Origin of the sequence: Streptomyces sp. NPDC004327, from assembly GCF_042873935.1 — a bacterium.
Lineage (GTDB): Bacteria > Actinomycetota > Actinomycetes > Streptomycetales > Streptomycetaceae > Streptomyces.
The window spans coordinates 330148-345467 of the sequence record NZ_JBIAME010000003.1; the positions used below are offsets into that span (position 1 = coordinate 330148).

The following is a 15320-nucleotide window of genomic DNA, read 5'->3' on the forward strand; positions in this document are numbered from 1 at the left end:
CTACCATCCCGGCCATGCCAAGACCCTTCGGATTCGCCTTCGACCAGCGCCCCGACGGCACCGTGACGATCACCCACCAGGGCCGCCCCGCGGGCACGCTGCGCGGCGCGCGGGCCCGGAAGTTCCTCGCCGAGGCCGAGTCGGGGGACGCCCAGCTGGTGATGGCCCGCTGGACCGGCGCCTACAGGCACGGCAACGAGCGCACGGCACGCAACCACCCGCGCAACCGGGCCTAGGACCTGTCCGACGGGCGCGATCGGCCGCAGTCCTAGGAGGCGACCCCGGTCCGGGGTGCGGCCAGGGCCAGGATCTCCGGTGCGGCCTCGGCGAGCGTGCCGAAGTGGCGCTGCGAACCCTCCGCCGGGGCCGGGGTGTTGACCGTCCAGACCGTCATCCCGGCCGCGCGCCCCGCCGCCACTCCGGACGGCGCGTCCTCGATCACCAGGCAGTCGGCCGGGTCGGCGCCGAGCAGCTCGGCGGCCCGCAGGTACGGCACGGGCGACGGCTTCCCTTCGCTCACGGAAGCCGCGTCCACGACGACCTCCGGCACCGGCAGTCCGGTCCGCTCGAAGCGCCCGCGCACCCGGTGCTCGTAGTTCGACGTCACCAGCGCCCACCGCCCGGCGGGCAGCGCGTCCAGGAGCTCGGCGGCGCCGGCGAAGGCCGCGTACGTGCCCGTCCGCACGTCCTCGTCCTCAAGGGCGTGCAGCAGCGCCAGGCACTCCTCGGGGTCGCGCCCGGGTGCGACGGCCGCGAACGTCTCGACCGGCCGCGTCCGCAGCGCGACGGCGTACACCTCGTCCCCGTCGAGTCCGTGGCGCGCGGCCCAGGAATGCCAGACGCGCCGCTGGTTGGCGACCGCGTCCATGAGGGTGCCGTCGACGTCGAAGAGGACGAAGCGCTCGCCGTTTCCGCTGTTCCCACTGTTCTCACCGTTCACGCGCGAGACGCTACGCCAAACTCGCCTCCGGCCGGCCGATGAGTTTTCGGCGCGGCCGCCGTCTACCTCTCGTAAGCCCCTGAGAGGAGACGGAAGAGATGCCCTACGCCGACGTCAACGGAGTGTCCCTGTACTTCGAGGAGCACGGGCCGGCCACCACCCCCGCCGCAGGCGGCGAGCCGCCGCTCGTCCTCCTCCACGGCGGCTTCGGCGCCGGTGAGATGTTCCAGCCGCTGCTCGCCGCCGGAGTCGGCGAAGGCCGGCGGGTGATCACCGTCGATCTGCAGGGCCACGGGCGGTCGCCGGTGGCCGCCGAGCGGGAGATGACCTGCGAGGCGATGGGCGACGACGTCGCCGCGCTCGTCAAGCACCTCGGCCTGGAGCAGGTCGACGTGCTCGGGTACTCGCTCGGCGGCGGGACGGCCGCGCGGATGGCCGTCCAGCACGAGGAGCTGGTGCGGCGGCTGGTCCTCGTGTCGGTGCCGGCGCGGCGGGACGGCTGGTTCCCCGAGGTCACCGCCCAGATGGACCAGATGAACGAGGGCGCCGCGGAGTTCCTGAAGCAGTCGCCGATGTACGGGCTGTACGCGCGGATCGCGCCCGCCGTCGAGGACTGGCCGGTGCTCGTCGGCAAGGTCGCCGCGATGAACCGGCGGCCGTACGACTGGAGCGACGAGCTCGCCAAGCTCACCGTGCCCGTGCTCCTCGTCTTCGCGGACGCGGACGGCATCCGGCCGGCCCACATGGTGGAGTTCTTCGGGCTCCTCGGCGGCGGACTGAAGGACCCGGGCTGGGAGGGCACCGGCCGCCCGGCGTCCAGGCTGAGCGTCATCCCGGGCGCGACCCACTACGACCTGATGCTCTCGCCGCTGCTGCCGCCGACGCTGCGGGCCTTCCTCAAGTGACGTTTCTCCGGTGAATCCGGTCCACCTGGAGAGTGAGTAAAGCACTCGTCACGGGATATTCATGACTGTCTCCCGAAAACATATGGCTTTGGCAAAGCATTCGTATGTTGAAGAGGAGCCAGACAGTGGGCACCAGTTACGGGAACGACCTGCGCCGGCAGATCGCCGCGCCCGGCACCACGCCGCTCATCGGCGTGTACGACATGTACTCGGCGTCGGTCTCCGCCGAGCACTACGACGGGATGTTCGTGTCCGGGTTCGGCTTCGCCGCCTCGTACTACGGGCTTCCGGACATCGGCTTCATCGCGTGGCCCGACATGGTCGACTTCGTGCAGCGGCTGCGCGGGGCGTTCCCGCGGCACCACCTGCTCGTGGACATCGACGACGGCTACGTGGACCCGGAGGTCGCCTGTCACGTCGTCGCGCGCCTCGAGCGGATCGGCGCGTCCGGGGTGATCCTGGAGGACCAGAAGCGGCCGCGGCGGTGCGGGCACGCGGACGGCAAGCAGGTGCTGCCGCTGGACGAGTACCTGACCAAGCTGGAGATGGTGCTCCAGACCCGGCGGGACCTGGTCGTGGTGGCGCGGACGGACGCGACGGACGAGGACGACATCCTGTACCGGGCGAAGCGGCTGGCGGCGACGGACGCGGACGTGGTGCTCGTGGACGGGGTGCGGAGCGTGGAGTGGATCCACCGGATCCGCGAGGTGGTGGACGGCAAGCCGCTGCTCTTCAACCAGATCGCGGGCGGGAAGTCGCCGCGGCTCTCGCTCGGCGAGCTGACGGAGCTGGGCGTGGACGTGGCCATCTACAGCACACCGTGCCTCTTCGCCGCGCATGCCGCCATGGACTCGGCGCTGGCCGAACTGAGGGCGGCGGACGGGCGGCTGCCGGAATTCGACGTGGCGACGAGCGTCGGGGTCGCGGCCTCGACTCGGCTCCTGGAGCGGAACATCGCCCGGCACCACGAGCCGGTGACCGTGTGAGGAGGGCCCTCGGGGCGCTGGGCCTCGCGGCGGCGGCGCTCGCGGCCGCTGCCGGGCCCGCCGTCGCGGGCGGCAGCCTGGTCACCGTGATCGACAACCGGGAGGCCGACTCGATCGTGGAAGTCGACCGCACGGGCAACGTCCAGACCGGTACGGGCACCGCGGGCAGCGACCACGACGGCAGCGCCGTCGACGCCATCCAGGCCCTGATGGGCGCCCTGCACCCGGACGGCGAGGACTGACGGGCGGCGACGGCCGGTCACCGCGGGGGCCGTGACCGGCCGTTCGCCGTACGTCCTCGTGGCCGTACGTCCTCGTCGCCGTTCGCCTGCGTCAGCCGGCCGTCCCGCCGCCGGCCCGCTCCACCATCCCGCGCACGTACGCCGCCTGCCCCGCGTGCTGGTTGTCGTCGGTGACGACGCTGATCAGCCGGACGCCGAGGGTCACGTGCGGCGTCCAGCGGGTGTCGACGACCCGGTCGAGGTCGGCGTCGGTGAGCGGGGTGAGGTGCTCGACGCTCCGGGCGTGGACGGCGTCGTAGTAGTCGAGGAGGAGGTCCCCGGGCGCGCGGACGGCGGCGACCTGGGCGGAGGTGTGGCCGTAGCCGGTGGCGTCCTCGGGGAAGGGCAGTCCGAAGCGCCCGGAGAAGCCCTCGGACGTCCAGATCTGCTCCGTGCCGAACGCGTCCGCGACGTGGTCGTCCTGAATCCGGGTCAGGTGCCAGACCAGCCACGCGATCGAGTTGGCGTCGGGTTCGACCCGTACGGTCAGCGCGTCGTCCGACAGGCCCTCGACGACCTCGTGCACGGACTCCCGGATCCGTTCGAAGGCATCAAGCAGCAGCTCGGCGCTCTTCATGGCCCTCCTCGCCCTCTTCGTGGGGTCGCGGCGGCGTGTGTCCCCGCGCACCACGATCACCGTACGCCGAACCCGGCGGAGGCCGGCCCTGGCGGCGGCCGTTCGGGGGAGGGCCAGGAGGCGAGGGCCACGAGGAGGGCACCGGGACGCCCCCCTCGTGGCCCGCGCTTCAGCGGACGGCGAGCGCCACGATCTGGGTGACCGCGTCGGAGACGAAGTTGTCGTCGCTGACCAGGACCACGGACCGTTCGCCCGACGGCAGCACCGGGCCCCAGGTCATGCCCTCGGTGTTGTCGACGGTGGACAGGCCCAGGGTGTGGAAGTCCGCGACGAGGGTCTTGCGCATCGGGGTGACGGGCCGGTCGGCCAGCGAGTCCACCGCCTGCACGTCGGTAGCCCCGCGGGTGGTCGCGTCGAAGAGGCGGATCTTGTAGCCGGCGCCGGCGACCCAGGTGCGTTCGAGGACGAGGTAGCGGTCGGGGTCGTCGGGGAAGGCGAGGATCGACGGGACGCCGGTGTCCGGGCCCCACGGGCTGTCCGGGTCGTTGATGGCGAAGATCTTCTCCAGCGGGTACGCGAACTGGGCGAGCACCCGGCCGTCGCGCGTCTGCCGGGTGACCCGGACGAGCGCGCCGTGCTCCGTGGTGGGCTCGGGGCCGTCCTGGAGCAGCGGTCCCTCGATCGCGCTGGTCAGCGTGGCTCCGTGGGAGCCGAAGGCGATCGCCTCGATGGACTGGTTCCGGCGCGGTCCGCGGTCGGCGGTGATCGCGTAGTTCGCCGGCAGCCGCAGCCGGCCGAGGTAGTCGCCGTCGGGGGTGGCGAACTGGATGGACGGCTGGATCACCGGCCCGCTGCCGGCCGTCTTGGGCCGGTCGCCCTCCTGCGCCCACCACAGGTTGCAGGTGTGCGGGTCGACCCGGATCTCCTCCGGGTCGACGGCCTTGCCGTCGCCCAGCGAGGGCGCCGGGTAGACCTGGCCGCCGGGCTGGCGGAACGGGTGGGTGCCGGTGAAGTCGACCGCGTGCACGCCGGTCTCGTCCACGTCGACCCTGGCGGTGTAGAAGCGGGCGGGCTGGAGGGAGCCTCGGTCGTCGCTGATGAAAACGTAGTCGCCGGTGCAACGGTCGCGGTCGACGCCGGAGAGGCCGCCGACCGTGGTGCCCTGGAAGTCGAGCTTGTACGGGACGATCTTCTCGCCGAGCAGTCGGGCGTGTGCCGCACGGGCCAACGGCCGGGCCGGGTCGGCGGGTTGGGTGACCGCCGAGGCCACGGCGGGGGTGAGCGCGGAGGTCAGGAGCAGGGCTGCGGCGCATGCGCGGCGCGTGAGGGAGGCTCGCATGCCGATGATCTTGGCCTGATTCGCATGCGCGACGCAGCGCCCAATCGGGTGGTCCGGGTGCGCGGGTCAGGCGCGCTCGTAGTGGAAGCCGTCGCCGTAGGCCGGGCCGACGTCGTGGCGGATGCCGGTGGGGACGGCGAGCTCGAAGAAGGACGGGTCGCCGTTGCTGCAGAGGCTGCCGGAGTGGGCTTGGTCGACGATGGTGGCGCCGAGGTTGATGCGCTTGCCGCCGTTGGTGATCGAGACCAGTTTGGCGACGTGCACGCAGTGCACGCCGTTCGCGTTGTCGGTGATCATCTTGGCGGCGATCTGGCCGGGCGCGACGCGGTAGAGGGAGATGGTGCCCGGCTGGCCGATGTTGTACTGCGCGGTGTACTTCCAGGTGCCGACGAATGCCGACGGCACGTTGTTGGACGTGCTGGTGCCGCCGCCCGTGCTCGGCGCGGTGGTCTTCGCGGGCGGGCGGGGCGCGGTGGTCTGGGCGGGGGGCCTCGGGGCCGTACCGCCGCTGGTGCCGGAACCGCCGCCGGAGGACGAGGAGCCGCCGGAGGACGAGGAGCCTCCGGACGCCGAGCCTCCGCCCGCCGCGCCACCCGCCGCACCGCCCGGACCGGCCGGCGGGTTCGGCTCGGCCGGCGGCGCGGACGTGGCGCCGGTGGCCGGGGCCCGGCCCGGGGGCGTGGTGCCGGGGCTCGGGGAGCCGGCCGGGGGCGCGGCGGAGCCCGACGGCGTCGGTGACGTGGGCGCGCCCTGGAGGTCGCGCTGCTTGGCGCCGTCGTCGATGAGCTTGACGACCGTGCCGCTGATGCCGAGGACGACGAAGACGGCGGCGACGACGGCCCAGATCCGGGAGGCCCGGCGCGGTTCGCGGGGCCGGGCCGGGGTCGTGCCGGCCGCCCCGCCCGGCGCCTCGCCGGCCGCCTTGTCCGCCGCCTCGCCCGCCTCCTTCGGGCGCAGCCCGACCGTTCCCGTGTCCGGGGCCCCGGCCTCGGCGGCCTTCGCCGCCTCCCGTTCCAGCTCCACCGACAGCGCCTCGACGTCGAGCAGCCGCGCCGCCTGCCGTGCCAGCCGGGCCACGAGTTCCGGCGGCAGCCAGGCGCCGCCCACCGCCCCCCGGCCGGACTCCTCGCCCGGCAGGGCCGGGTCGGCGAGCAGGGCCTCGATGCCGGGGCGCTCGGCGGGGTCCTTGATCAGGCAGCGGCCGATGAGGGCGCGCAGCTCCTCGCCCTCCACCCGGTGCAGCTCCGGCTCGGCCTCCACGATCTGGAACATGATCGCGTGCTGGTTGCTGGCCCCGTGCCCGAACGGCAGCCGCCCGGTCGCCGCGTACATCAGCACGCAGCCGAGCGCGAAGACGTCGGCCGCCGGGCCCAGGCTCTCGCCGCGCACCTGCTCGGGAGCCATGAAGCCGGGCGAGCCGACGACCATGCCGGTGCTGGTGAGCAGCGACTCGACGGAGGGCTCCAGGGCCCGCGCGATGCCGAAGTCGATCACCCGGGGGCCCTCGACGGTCAGCATGACGTTCGACGGCTTGAGGTCCCGGTGCAGGATGCCGGCCCCGTGGATGCCCTGCAGCGCCCGCAGCAGGCCGAGCGCCAGCGCGCGGACCGAGTCGGCGGGCAGCGGCCCGTGCTCCCGCACGACCTGTTCGAGCGAGGGGCCGGGTACGAACCCGGTCACCACCCAGGGCCGCTCGGCGTCCGGGTCGGCGTCAAGGACGGGCGCCGTGTAGTGCTCGCCCACCCGCCGCACGGCCTCGATCTCACGCCGGAACCGGGCCCGGAACTGCGGGTCCTGCGCGTGCTCCTCGTGGACGACCTTGACGGCGACCGTCCGCCCGCCCTCCGACCGCCCGAGGAACACCCGCCCCATGCCCCCGGAGCCGAGCCGCCCGAGCAGCCGGTACGGCCCGACGGCCCGCGGATCGCCGACGGCCAGCGGCTCCATGCCGCTGCCCTTCCCGCTCTTCCCACTCGTCCCGTTCTCGCCGCTCATGCCGGTCTGGTCCCCCTGGTCGTACCTGATGCATGGTCAATTCGAGCGCGCTTCAGGGTAGATGAGGACACGTGAGGAAGGGATGGCGGTTCCGGGCCGGTCCCGGGCCGGGTTCCGGGCCGGAACCGGGCGGGTTCCGGCTAGCGCCGCGGAGAGCCGGGCTCCGGTGGCTTCGGGGGGTGCGCCCGGCGCCACTCCGTGGCCTCCGCCTCCACGTCGAAGAGCCGGAGGTTCAGCGGCGGGCCGGCCGGCGGTCGGGCCAGGGCCTCGGCGATCCTGGTGTTGATCTCGCCGAGGATGCGGCGGAGCTGGGACTCGGTGACGGCGGCGCGGGCCGCCTCGGCCGCGTCCTCGGCCTCCTTGCGCAGCCGCAGCGACGCGGGGAGGGCGGAGAAGCCCTCGCGGTGCATCTTCTGCTTGATCCACCACAGCTCGTCGTAGGGCGCGTCGGCCTCCGCGAGCGGCTTGCCGAAGCCGGAAAGCCTGGCGAACTCGCCGCGCTCGGCCGCCTCGCGGATCTGCCGGTCGACGAATGACTCGAAGTCGATCCCTGGCGGTTTGCGTTCGGTCATGTGTCCAGCGTACGGAGCCGGGCCGGCCGGTGGTCCGTTTCCGGCCGCGATCTTCCGGCGCCCGGTCCCGGGCCGCCGACGGCCCGGGCAACGGCAGGAGCCCCGCTCCGTGCGCGTCACGCGCACGGAGCGGGGCTCCTTGGGTACAGCTCTAGAGGATCGCGATCGTCGACCCCGGGGTCACTTAGACCGGGGTGACGTTCTCCGCCTGCGGGCCCTTCGGGCCCTGCGTGACGTCGAAGTTCACCTGCTGGTTCTCCTCGAGGGAGCGGAAGCCAGAGGCGTTGATCGCGGAGTAGTGGACGAAGACATCCGGGCCGCCGCCTTCCTGGGCGATGAAGCCAAAGCCCTTTTCAGCGTTGAACCACTTCACGGTTCCGGTAGCCATGAGCCCTCCTATGGGCCAAAGGGTCGCCCTGCTCCAGAACCTGCAACCAAGTCTGAAAACTACAAAAGCCTGCGGGTCACATGCTCCGCAGGCTCTGTACTGCAAGGGAAACCAAACTGCAACTTGCGTCGAGCGTAGCACGCAGCGTGCTCGAAGGGGTAGAGGGAAAGATCACGTCACCCGGATGTTTGACACGGCTCGTACGCGCTGACGGCCCACCCGGCGATGTCCACCGATCGAGACGGGTCTAGCCTCGCGATGTGGACAATGCAACCGAGGCAGCCGGCGCGACCGACGATCACCGGCCCAGCCGGCCGCGGGTCGGACACATCCAGTTCCTGAACTGTCTGCCCCTCTATTGGGGCCTGGCCCGGACCGGGACGCTCCTGGACCTGGAGCTGACGAAGGACACGCCGGAGAAGCTCAGTGAGCGCCTGGTGCGCGGCGACCTCGACATCGGCCCCATCACCCTCGTCGAGTACCTCCGGCACGCCGGAGAACTGGTCGCCCTGCCGGACATCGCCGTCGGCTGCGACGGTCCCGTCATGTCCTGCGTGATCGTCTCCCAGCGCCCGCTCGACCAGCTGGACGGCGCGCGGGTCGCGCTCGGCTCGACCTCGCGCACCTCCGTGCGCCTGGCGCAGCTGCTGCTCGCCGAGCAGTACGGCGTGAAGCCCGACTACTACACGTGCCCGCCCGACCTCGGCCTGATGATGCAGGAGGCGGACGCGGCGGTGCTGATCGGCGACGCGGCGCTGCGCGCCTCGCTGCACGACGCCCCGCGCCTCGGCCTGCAGGTCCACGACCTGGGGCTGATGTGGAAGGAGTGGACGGGTCTGCCGTTCGTCTTCGCGGTGTGGGCGGTGCGCAAGGACTTCCTGGCGCGCGAGCCGGAGACCGTCCGTGACGTGCACCGGGCCTTCCTGGCCTCGCGCGATCTGTCCCTGGAGGAGGTCGCGAAGGTCGCCGAGCAGGCGGCGCGCTGGGAGGCGTTCGACGCGGAGCTTTTGGAGCGGTACTTCCGGACGCTCGACTTCCGCTTCGGCGCGGAGCAGCTCGCCGGCGTGCGGGAGTTCGCCCGCCGGACCGGTCCCACGACCGGCTTCCCGGCGGACGTGCGCGTCGAGCTGCTCCCGCCCCGCTAGGCGTACCCGCCGGGCCGAGGGGCCCGTCAGGACGAGGGGATCGGCGCCTGGAGGTACTGGCTGATCCAGGCGATCGATCCCATGTCCATGCCCTTGATGTAGGTGCGCGCGTTGTGCGCGCCGTTCGGGATGACCTGGAGCCGGGACCTGATCGGCCCCTTGTTCGTGTAGTCGCGGATGAACGCCTTCACGTGCGGCGCGAGCTTGGTCTCCTTCGTGCCCAGCTGGAACGCCAGGTAGACCCGGTTCGCGGGAGTGTCGGGCTTGCGGATGAGCGCCGCGGCGAGCCGCTGCGGGTCGTTGGCGAGGCGCGCCGGCTCGTAGCCCTTCCAGAGCGGCGAGTCCGGGATGATGTCCGGGCCCGAGGCGATCACGGCCTTGAACTTGTCCGGCTTCTGCAGCACGGACTTCAGGCCGACGAAGCCGCCCGAGGACGAACCCATGAACGCCCAGCCGTCCCGGGACTTGAAGGTGCGGAAATTCGCCCGGACGAAATCCGGCACGTCCTCGGTCAGCCAGGTGCCGATTCTCGGCTGGCCCGGAATATCACTGCCGTCGTAGTAGTGGTGGGCGTCCGGGTTGAGCACGGGCATCACGACAATGAACGGCAGGCTCTTTCCCTCCTGGGACCACTGCGCGATGCTCGACTGCAGTTTGAGGTCCGTGCCCATCCAGTAATTCGTCGGATAGCCGACGCCGCCGGGCAGCGAGATCAGCACCGGGAACCCGCTGTTCGCGTACTTGGGGTCGAAATACTGCTTCGGGGCCCACACCCACACCTTGCCGGTGAACCCGGACTTGTCGCCGTGGAGTTCGGTCACCCCGATCTTGGTGCCGTCCTCCACGGTGTTGGCGTCCTCGAAGGTCGCCTTGGGGCCGGTCGGGAAGAGGGTCTCGGGCACCCGGGTGCCGGCCCCCGTCTTCCCGTGGTGCTGCACCGCCTGCTGCTGCAGGGGCTTGGTGCCGCGCGGCGTGTCGAACGAGACCGGGTCGGCCCCCTGGTCCGAGCAGCCGGCCACCACGGCGAGCGTGGTGCCGACCGCGAGCGCGGCGGCCAGGGCCCGGGAGGTCCGGGTGGAGGGACGGTTCATGGCTGACTCCGGTGCTTACGTCAGGCCCTGAGCGGATTCGGGGCAAACGACGGATTCCGCTGTAGGAGATGGGCGCCGCGCCGGATCGGTTGGCTCGGGGCCGCCCCGAATCCGCGGAGGGGTGCTGGCGTAGGCTGGCCGGGTCCGTTGAGTACTTGTACACACCCCTCCGAAAGGGACATCCGGTGACCGAGAAGGCCGAACTCCAGTCTGTTCTCGACCGCGCCGCCGCGGGTGGCCGGATCACCCCCGAGGAGGCGCTCGACCTGTACCGCTCGGCGCCGCTGCACGCGCTGGGCGCCGCCGCCGACGCCGTGCGCCGCCGCCGGTACGCCGGGACCGAGCACATCGCGACGTACATCATCGAGCGCAACATCAACTACACGAACGTCTGTGTGACGGCGTGCAAGTTCTGCGCCTTCTACGCGCCGCCCAAGGACACCAAGAAGGGCTGGACCCGCGACCTCGACGACATCCTGCGCCGCTGCGCGGAGACCGTGGAGCTCGGCGGCACCCAGATCATGTTCCAGGGCGGCCACCACCCCGACTACGGCGTGGAGTACTACGAGAAGCACTTCGCGGCCATCAAGAAGGACTTCCCGCAGCTGGTCATCCACTCCCTCGGCGCCTCCGAGGTCGAGCACATGGCCCGCATCTCCGGCGTCTCCGTCGAGGAGGCCATCACCCGCATCCACGAGGCCGGCCTCGACTCCTTCGCCGGCGCCGGCGCCGAGCTGCTCCCGGAGCGCCCGCGCAAGGCGATCGCCCCGCTGAAGGAGAGCGGCGAGCGCTGGCTGGAGATCATGGAGATCGCCCACAAGCTGGGCGTCGAGTCGACCTCCACGATGCTGATGGGCACCGGCGAGACCAACGCCGAGCGCATCGAGCACCTGCGGATGATCCGCGACACGCAGGACCGGACCGGAGGCTTCCGGGCCTTCATCCCCTACACGTACCAGCCGGAGAACAACCACCTGAAGGGCCGCACCCAGGCGACCCTCTTCGAGTACCTGCGGATGATCGCCATCGCCCGCCTCTTCCTCGACAACGTGGCCCACATCCAGGGCTCCTGGCTCACCACCGGCAAGGAGGTCGGCCAGCTGTCGCTGCACTACGGCGCGGACGACCTCGGCTCGATCATGCTGGAGGAGAACGTGGTCTCCTCGGCGGGCGCCAAGCACCGCTCGAACCGCCTGGAGATCATCGACCTGATCCGCAAGGCGGGCCGCGTCCCGGCCCAGCGCGCCACCACCTACGAGCACCTCGTCGTCCACGACGACCCGGCGAACGACCCGGTCGACGAGCGCGTCGCCTCGCACATCTCCTCGATCGCGATCGAGGGCGGCACGGCGCACCCCGAGCTGAAGCTCCTCGACGCCAACTGACCCGGCGATGCTCACCCTCCACGCCGCCGAGGCGTCGCCCGGGACCGCGGTCCTGGTCGACGGCGCGCGCCTCGCCGCCGTCGGCCCGTACGAGGAGCTGGCCGCCGCCCACCAGGACGCCCGGCTGCGCCGCTGGCCCGGCATCCTGACGCCCGGGCTGCTCAACCCGTACGGCCCCGAGCTGCTCGAACAGACCTACCACCCGGATCCGCGCGAGGCCGACGAGTACGGTACCGAGCCGATCACCGGCGAGCGGGCGCGGGCGATCTTCCGCGCCGACCCGGCGCGGCTCGGCGCCAGCGCGCGGCGCGGGGTGCAGCGGCTCCTCGCGCACGGCACCGTCGCCGTCGCCGGCGAGCTGCGCGACCGGTCCGTCCTGGACGTGGTGCGCCGGGCCGGACTGGCATTGGCCGGGCGCCCGCCGAGCCTGCCGGGCCCGCCGGCCCTGTCGCCGGTGCCGCTCGTCCTGCTGCCCGCCCTGGCCGCGGGCGGCGCGGCCCGCTTCGCCGTGTTCGACGTGCCGGACCGGGCGGCGCTCGTCCGCGAGGGCGCGGGCACGTGCGTGGCCACCGTCATCGGCGGCCGGCTGGTCTACCGGGCCCGCTGACCGCTCCCGCGAACCCGCCCTGCGACAATGCGGGCGTAACGTCATCCGGACGGCATCCCGCCGTACGACACAAGGTGAGGCGATCGCCAGTGACCCGCGCAACCCTGGACAAGCAGCCGCACGAGGTCGCCACGATGTTCGACGACGTGGCGGCGAACTACGACCTCACCAACGACGTCCTCTCCCTCGGCCAGGACCGGCGCTGGCGCAAGGAGGTCGCGAAGGCGGTCGACGCGCGCCCGGGCCAGAAGATCCTGGACCTGGCGGCCGGGACGGCGACGTCCTCGCAGCCGTTCGTGCGCGCGGGCGCCTACGTCGTGCCGTGCGACTTCTCGCTCGGGATGCTGCGGGTCGGCAAGCAGAAGCACCCGTGGATGCCGTTCACGGCGGGCGACGGCACCAGGCTGCCGTTCAGGGACGACTCCTTCGACGCCGTCACCATCTCCTTCGGCCTGCGCAACATCCAGGACACCGACCAGGCGCTGCGCGAGCTGTACCGGGTGACGAAGCCCGGCGGCCGCGTCGTCATCTGCGAGTTCTCGCACGCCACCTGGGCGCCGTTCCGCACGGTGTACGAGGAGTACCTGATGCGCGCGCTGCCGCCGGTCGCGCGGGCCGTGTCCTCCAACCCCGACGCGTACGTCTACCTCGCCGAGTCCATCCAGGACTGGCCCGACCAGCCGGCCCTCGCCGCGCTGCTGCAGAAGGCCGGCTGGTCGAAGGTCGCCTGGCGGAACCTGACGGGCGGGATCGTCGCCCTGCACCGGGGGTTCAAGGCCGAGTAGCGCGGACGCGGGCTACTTCTTGTACATGCCGTAGCCGCTGACCCCGGCGTACACGGCGTCGGAGACGGCCCGGTGCACGTACACGCCGTTGACGCGGTCCGTCGGCGGGGTGCGCACGGTGGTGCCGGTCATCAGGCCGGCCGGGTCGGCGGTGGCGGTGATCAGGGTCGCCGAGCCGCCGCCGTCGAGGTTGAGCGCGTCGATCAGGCCGAGCTCCGGGGAGTCCAGGAGCTCGGCGAAGGCGTGCAGCCAGTCGCCGTCCTCGTGGGTGGTGGTGTTGTCGGGCTGGAGCTGTCCCGTCAGGGTGACGAACACCGTGTGGCCGCGCACGTTCGTGCCGAGGGCGACCCGCGAGTCGGTGCAGACCTCGGTGCCGGGGGTGGCGCCGGGGCCGGTCTGGCCGCAGGTGTCGGGCAGTTCGGCCGGGATGTCGCCGTCGCGCAGCAGCTGGTGGAAGGAGCTCACGACGTCGACGGACGGGTCGAGCGGGATCTCCCGGCCGAGCCGTGTGTCGGTGAGCTTCTGGGAGACCTCCAGGTGGGTGCCCGCGAGCGCGTGGTCGCGCAGCCACGCGGCGCCGGTTCCGACGCCCTGCAGGATGCGGCCGCCCGACGGCACCCTGACCTGGACGGTGCTGCCCTTGCCGCCGCCGCGGCCTTCGCGGGCGGCCGTCACCTTGCCCGTGGAGTCGAGGACGACCTCGAAGCCGGGGTCGTCGTCGGTGGTGATCGTCGGGTCGAGGTCGGGCTTGGGCACCGGGTACTTGTAGTCGGCGGTGAACAGGACGATCTCGTCGGGGTCGGCGTAGACGCCCTTCTGCTTCGCGACGGCCTCGGGGACGGGCTTGTCCTGGGCGTCCCGGGCGCAGCCGCGGGCGCGGCCCGGGTCGCGGTTGATGTCGTCGAGCGGCTGGGCGGGGGATCCGTCGGCCGCGGTCAGGCCGAGGTCCGTGCGCAGCTTGGTGATGTACGGGACGCCGTACTGGACGACGGCGCCCGAGGTGCCCTGGCCCGCGCCCCAGCAACTGGCGCTGTGCAGGACGCCGTCGGTGACCGAGACACCCATGTGCTGGAGGGTGAGGGGCAGCGCCTGCCTCAGGTCGGGATGCGAGGGCTCCGACTTGAACAGGCTGCCGTTGACGCCGGCCGCGGGGTGCCGGGTGGGCGTCGCACTGACCCCGGCGAGCTGGTCGGCGACCGTCTCGGCGAGGCCGTCGCCGGCTCCGACGGTGGCCGACAGGTCGAGCGGCGCGGCGGCGGGGTCGATCTCGACGACTTGGAGCAGGCGGGGTCTGGTGCGGTTGTCCGGGCTCTTCTCGGTCCAGCCGGTGACCGTGACACCGGCGGGGAGGGTGTCGGCGCCGGGCACCGTGGTCGGGGTCCAGTTCGCGGCGAGCGGGCTCGGCACGGTCTCCGCGGCCGTGGAGGCCGGGGCGGTCGAGGTGGTCAGGGCGAGGGTCGCGGTGAGGGCGGCGGCGACGGCGAGGGCCGGGCGCGGGGTCGTGGTCACTGACACTCCGTGGTTCCGTTGACGAGCTCGTGGGAGCGGAACGTGCCCGCGAACGGGGCGGGGACGGTGACGCTCTGGCCGCGCAGCACGACGTACGCGCCGTAGGTCGTGGTGCCCTGCGTCCAGGTGCCGGTGTACGTGCCGGACGGATAGAAGCAGAGGTGCTTGCCGGTGCGGTTGAACACGGACGCGGAGGGGACCTCGGGTCCGTAGCTGTTGCCGTAGTTCTGGGTGGCGGCGTCCGTGCCCGGGGTGTGGACGGCCATGGTGCCGCGGCCGTTGCGCTCGGCGAAGGTGCACGCCTTGCCGTCGGGGCAGCGCTCGTAGCCGGTGAAGCACAGGGCGCGGGTGGGCACCAGTTTGTACGAGCCGACCACCCAGCGGGTCCCGTCGGTGACGTACTCGTCGGGGTTGCCCGGCTTGACGGTCTGGAGCCCGCCGCCGTACTCGGGCTTGCCGTACACGCAGGCCCACATGCGGGAGTTGTTCTGTACGGACAGGACGGTGCCGGCGTCCCGCTCGGCCTTCGCGCCCTCGGCGAGGTCGAGGCGGCTGCCGGTGCCGCCGCTGCCGTCGTAGACGCAGAACAGTCCGGCGGGGCAGTCGGGGAAGGGGTCGGCCTCGGCGTCCGCCGGCAGGACGAGGAACGCGGCGGAGAGCAGGGCGAGGACGCCGGAGACCAGCCACGCTCTTCGCCGGCGTACGGATGTGCGATCGATGATCATGGTGGAGGATCCTGCACTGCCGGGTGGCCCCCCGGACAGTCGATTACGCGCCCCATAGACTCGGAACCGCACCTTTCCACCTCCGACCCT

Annotated in this window: 17 protein-coding genes; 8 read left to right on the forward strand and 9 right to left on the reverse strand. The window is 72.3% G+C overall.

Annotated elements, in window-relative coordinates; all coding sequences use genetic code 11:
* The first annotated feature begins 14 nt into the window (after positions 1-14).
* On the forward strand, positions 15-236 hold the full coding sequence (locus tag ACFYU9_RS12025) for a hypothetical protein (RefSeq protein ID WP_389344428.1): 222 nt from the start codon (positions 15-17) through the stop codon (positions 234-236).
* Between the two features lie 32 nt (positions 237-268).
* Here the strand turns inward: ACFYU9_RS12025 and ACFYU9_RS12030 are convergent, their stop codons facing one another.
* A complete protein-coding gene (locus ACFYU9_RS12030) occupies positions 269-940 on the reverse strand; it encodes an HAD-IA family hydrolase (protein ID WP_389204937.1) in 672 nt (223 codons plus the stop codon).
* Between the two features lie 98 nt (positions 941-1038).
* Between ACFYU9_RS12030 and ACFYU9_RS12035 the strand changes: the two genes are divergently transcribed.
* From ACFYU9_RS12035 to ACFYU9_RS12045, 3 genes are all read left to right on the forward strand, one after another.
* Positions 1039-1845: an alpha/beta fold hydrolase gene (locus tag ACFYU9_RS12035; RefSeq protein WP_389344430.1), complete on the forward strand. Its 807-nt coding sequence runs from the start codon at positions 1039-1041 to the stop codon at positions 1843-1845.
* 125 nt (positions 1846-1970) lie between these two features.
* Positions 1971-2831, forward strand: a complete 861-nt coding sequence (locus ACFYU9_RS12040; protein ID WP_389344432.1) for an oxaloacetate decarboxylase — start codon at positions 1971-1973, stop codon at positions 2829-2831.
* Complete coding sequence (locus ACFYU9_RS12045) at positions 2828-3073, forward strand: hypothetical protein (RefSeq protein WP_389344434.1); 246 nt, start codon at positions 2828-2830, stop codon at positions 3071-3073. The genes ACFYU9_RS12040 and ACFYU9_RS12045 overlap by 4 nt, the downstream gene beginning before the upstream one ends.
* Positions 3074-3164: 91 nt before the next feature.
* Here the strand turns inward: ACFYU9_RS12045 and ACFYU9_RS12050 are convergent, their stop codons facing one another.
* From ACFYU9_RS12050 to ACFYU9_RS12070, 5 genes are all read right to left on the reverse strand, one after another.
* Positions 3165-3689 carry a DUF664 domain-containing protein gene (locus ACFYU9_RS12050; protein ID WP_389204933.1) on the reverse strand — a complete coding sequence of 175 codons (525 nt, stop codon included), beginning with the start codon at positions 3687-3689 and terminating at the stop codon, positions 3165-3167.
* Between the two features lie 169 nt (positions 3690-3858).
* Complete coding sequence (locus tag ACFYU9_RS12055) at positions 3859-5028, reverse strand: esterase-like activity of phytase family protein (protein WP_389344435.1); 1170 nt, start codon at positions 5026-5028, stop codon at positions 3859-3861.
* A 66-nt stretch (positions 5029-5094) separates the two neighbouring features.
* Entirely contained in the window at positions 5095-7023 is a 1929-nt protein-coding gene (locus ACFYU9_RS12060; RefSeq protein ID WP_389344437.1) for a serine/threonine-protein kinase, read from the reverse strand.
* A gap of 140 nt (positions 7024-7163) precedes the next feature.
* Positions 7164-7595, reverse strand: coding sequence for a DUF1992 domain-containing protein (locus ACFYU9_RS12065; RefSeq protein WP_389204930.1), 432 nt, complete (start codon positions 7593-7595; stop codon positions 7164-7166).
* Positions 7596-7779: 184 nt separating this feature from the next.
* The gene (locus ACFYU9_RS12070; RefSeq protein ID WP_046908818.1) at positions 7780-7983 is read right to left on the reverse strand and encodes a cold-shock protein; all 204 of its coding nucleotides are present in this window, start codon (positions 7981-7983) and stop codon (positions 7780-7782) included.
* Positions 7984-8243: 260 nt separating this feature from the next.
* Here ACFYU9_RS12070 and ACFYU9_RS12075 point away from each other — a divergent pair, with 260 nt between their 5' ends.
* Complete coding sequence (locus ACFYU9_RS12075) at positions 8244-9128, forward strand: menaquinone biosynthetic enzyme MqnA/MqnD family protein (RefSeq protein WP_389204929.1); 885 nt, start codon at positions 8244-8246, stop codon at positions 9126-9128.
* A 26-nt stretch (positions 9129-9154) separates the two neighbouring features.
* Here the strand turns inward: ACFYU9_RS12075 and ACFYU9_RS12080 are convergent, their stop codons facing one another.
* Positions 9155-10219, reverse strand: coding sequence for an alpha/beta hydrolase (locus ACFYU9_RS12080; protein ID WP_389204928.1), 1065 nt, complete (start codon positions 10217-10219; stop codon positions 9155-9157).
* 185 nt (positions 10220-10404) lie between these two features.
* On the opposite strand from ACFYU9_RS12080, the gene mqnC reads away from it, so the two are divergent.
* From mqnC to ACFYU9_RS12095, 3 genes are all read left to right on the forward strand, one after another.
* Positions 10405-11604, forward strand: coding sequence for a cyclic dehypoxanthinyl futalosine synthase (gene mqnC, locus ACFYU9_RS12085; RefSeq protein ID WP_389204927.1), 1200 nt, complete (start codon positions 10405-10407; stop codon positions 11602-11604).
* A 7-nt stretch (positions 11605-11611) separates the two neighbouring features.
* Positions 11612-12211 carry a hypothetical protein gene (locus ACFYU9_RS12090; protein WP_389204926.1) on the forward strand — a complete coding sequence of 200 codons (600 nt, stop codon included), beginning with the start codon at positions 11612-11614 and terminating at the stop codon, positions 12209-12211.
* An 89-nt stretch (positions 12212-12300) separates the two neighbouring features.
* Complete coding sequence (locus ACFYU9_RS12095) at positions 12301-12996, forward strand: demethylmenaquinone methyltransferase (protein WP_389204925.1); 696 nt, start codon at positions 12301-12303, stop codon at positions 12994-12996.
* A 12-nt stretch (positions 12997-13008) separates the two neighbouring features.
* On the opposite strand, the gene ACFYU9_RS12100 is transcribed toward ACFYU9_RS12095, so the two are convergent.
* Together ACFYU9_RS12100 and ACFYU9_RS12105 are read right to left on the reverse strand one after the other, a co-directional pair.
* On the reverse strand, positions 13009-14505 hold the full coding sequence (locus tag ACFYU9_RS12100) for a phosphodiester glycosidase family protein (protein ID WP_389344439.1): 1497 nt from the start codon (positions 14503-14505) through the stop codon (positions 13009-13011).
* Entirely contained in the window at positions 14502-15230 is a 729-nt protein-coding gene (locus ACFYU9_RS12105; RefSeq protein ID WP_389204923.1) for a peptidase inhibitor family I36 protein, read from the reverse strand. Before ACFYU9_RS12105 ends, ACFYU9_RS12100 begins: the two co-directional genes overlap by 4 nt.
* Positions 15231-15320 lie beyond the last annotated feature (90 nt).